This is a genomic window from Skermanella sp., from assembly GCF_059503625.1.
This window is the reverse complement of the sequence record NZ_JCACHA010000367.1, coordinates 1-2,652: the sequence shown is the minus strand read 5'-3', so window position 1 is coordinate 2,652 and position 2,652 is coordinate 1. Positions and strand designations below refer to the sequence as shown.

The 2,652-nt window shown below is 66.7% G+C and carries 3 protein-coding genes; 2 read left to right on the top strand and 1 reads right to left on the bottom strand.

Annotated features, from left to right (window positions below; translation table 11 throughout):
* Positions 1–205: 205 nt before the first annotated feature.
* Together AC5JJ6_RS08265 and AC5JJ6_RS08260 are read left to right on the top strand one after the other, a co-directional pair.
* Positions 206–853 carry an RpnC/YadD family protein gene (locus tag AC5JJ6_RS08265; RefSeq protein ID WP_496041576.1) on the top strand — a complete coding sequence of 216 codons (648 nt, stop codon included), beginning with the start codon at positions 206–208 and terminating at the stop codon, positions 851–853.
* Entirely contained in the window at positions 850–1,062 is a 213-nt protein-coding gene (locus AC5JJ6_RS08260) for a DUF4351 domain-containing protein (RefSeq protein ID WP_496041575.1), read from the top strand. Before AC5JJ6_RS08265 ends, AC5JJ6_RS08260 begins: the two co-directional genes overlap by 4 nt.
* Before the next feature lie 32 nt (positions 1,063–1,094).
* Here the strand turns inward: AC5JJ6_RS08260 and ilvA are convergent.
* Positions 1,095–2,652 (bottom strand): threonine ammonia-lyase, biosynthetic (gene ilvA, locus AC5JJ6_RS08255; protein WP_496041574.1); only part of this gene is annotated, 1,558 nt, incomplete at its 5' end.

The following is a 2,652-nucleotide window of genomic DNA, read 5'->3' as shown; positions in this document are numbered from 1 at the left end:
CCTTCATGGCGGCCGGTTTTCGAAGCGTCAAGCTCCGGAAACATCCTGATGGACGCAACCATACTGCCTGGAGGCATCCCAGGAAATACCGTTATGTCCTTGAAGCGATTGCCGGCGCGACACCGCACCGCATGGCGGTCCGTATCCAAAGGAGTAGTCAAGCGGCCGAAGACATCCCCTCGCATGCAGGAAGGCCGGGCGGAACATGGCGGGCAAGTTCGACGCGGCGATCAAGGACCTGATGTGGCGAGGCATGCCGGCGCTGCTCGGGCTGCTGGTGAAGACGCCGGTCGCCCGGATCCTCAGCCCCGACTTCTCCGTGGTCAAGGAGCGCCGGCCCGACCTGCTGGCCGAGTTTGTCGACCGGGGTCTGCTGCACCTGGAGTTCCAGGCCCACGACGTCCGGCGGTTCAAGTGGCGGATGCTCGACTACTACGGCGAGTTCGGCAACCGGTACGACGGCGTGCCGGTGACCCAGATCGTGATCTACCTGGGCGAAAAGCGCAGCCGGATGGAAACCACCATCGACCATCCGAATCTGAACTACAGCTTCGAACTGATCCACATCTCCGACATCGACCCGACGCCCCTGCTGGACAGCCCGTCGCCCGACGACGCGGTGCTGGCAATCCTGTGCCGGAACGGCAATACTCGCCAGAACATCCGGCGCATATTGATGCGCTTGGCCGAACTCGATCCCGGTATGCGGCGCGACGCCGCCGCACGACTGGTCATTCTCGCTCAGTTGCGCCGGGCCGTCCCGGCTGTTGTGGAAGAGGTGGAAGCCATGGGCAACATCACGTTCGACATCAAGGACCACCCCGTCCTCAACGATATCTTCGAGAATGCGTGATCGAAGGGATCGGCAGGGGCAGGCTGGAGGGGGAAAGCCGCGGTCGGGCCGAGACGCTGCTGCGCCTACTCCGCAAGCGCTTCGGCGATGTCCCCGACGCTGTGGCCGAACGCCTGCGGACGGCAGGGGGCGACGATCTCGACCGGTGGACCGACGCGGTGCTCGACGCACCCAGCCTGGACGCGGTGTTCGAACCGTCGAAGCACTGAGCCGGCGCTGACGGCGGCTCAGGCTTGGAGGATCAGGCGGGGTCGCCTTTCAGGAAGCACTGGTACGCGGTGTTGCCGGTTTCGTCCCAGCAGGGATAGCCCAGATCGTCCAGCCGGCGGCGGAACTCCGCGTGGTCGGCTTCCGGGACCTGGATTCCGGCCAGCACGCGGCCGTAGTCGGCGCCGTGGTTGCGGTAGTGGAACAGGCTGATGTTCCACTCCGTCGCCAGCCCGTCCAGGAACTTCAGCAGCGCGCCCGGCCGTTCGGGGAACTGGAAGCGGTAGATCAGCTCGTCCGCCAGCCCGCTCACGCGGCCGCCGACCATGTAGCGGACATGGAGCTTCGCCATCTCGTTGTCGCTCATGTCGTGGACGATCAGGCCGGCGTCCCGCAGCAGGCCGACGATCTCCGATTTCTCCCTTTCGCCGCCGGCGATCTGCACGCCGACGAAGATGTGGGCTTCCGGACCTTCGGCATAGCGGTAGTTGAATTCCGTGATCGACCGCCGGCCCAGCACCTGGATGAAGCGGCGGTAGCTGCCCGGTCGTTCCGGTATCGTAACGGCCAGCAGCGCCTCCCGGTGTTCGCCGATCTCGGCGCGCTCCGCGATGTGGCGCAGGCGGTCGAAGTTCATGTTGGCGCCGCTGTTGACGGTGATCAGCGCGCGCGAACACGGGCCTTCCCGCTCGACATACTTCTTCAAGCCCGCAAGGCCGACGGCGCCCGACGGTTCGGCGATCGCGCGGGTATCGTCGAAGATGTCCTTGACGGCGGCGCAGATGGCGTCGGCATCGACGGTGACGATCTCGTCCAGCAGGTCGCGGCACAGCCGGAAGGTTTCCGCCCCGGCCTGACGCACGGCGACGCCGTCGGCGAACAGGCCGACCTGATCCAGGACGACCCGGTCGCCGGCCTCGAGCGCGGCGTGCATGCTGGCGGCGTCGTCCGGCTCCACGCCGATCACCTTGACGTCGGGCCGCAGGAACTTGACATAGGCGGCGATCCCCGCCGCCAGCCCGCCGCCGCCGATCGGCACGAAGATCGCCTCGATCGGGTCCGGGTGCTGGCGCAGGATCTCCATCCCTACGGTGCCCTGGCCGGCGATCACGTCGGGGTCGTCATAGGGGTGGATGAAGGTCAGGCCGTGTTCGGCCTCCAGCCGGCGGGCCTCGGCATAGGCCTCGTCAAAGCTGTCGCCGTGCAGCACGACGCCGCCGCCGAGCCGCTCGACCGCCTGCACCTTGATGGCGGGCGTCGTCCGGGGCATCACGATCATCGATTTCGCGTCGAGCTTGGCCGCCGCGAGCGCCACCCCCTGGGCATGGTTGCCGGCGGAGGCGCAGATGACCCCCTTGTCCAGCTGGCAGCGGTCCAGCCGGCTCATCCTGTTGTAGGCGCCCCGGAGCTTGAACGAGAAGACCGGCTGAAGATCCTCCCGCTTCAGGTGGACGGGACCGCCGATCCTCGACGACAGGCGCGGCATCGGGTCGAGCGGGCTCTCGATCGCGACATCGTAGACGCGGGCGGTCAGAATCTTCTTCACATAGTCATGCACGGGATTGGGGCTCCTGCCACGATGCGCATCGCTG

Excerpts from the sequence above, each read along its gene's own strand:
- AC5JJ6_RS08265 (WP_496041576.1), top strand. The coding sequence starts at position 206 with ATGGCGGGCAAGTTCGACGCGGCGATCAAGGACCTGATGTGGCGAGGC.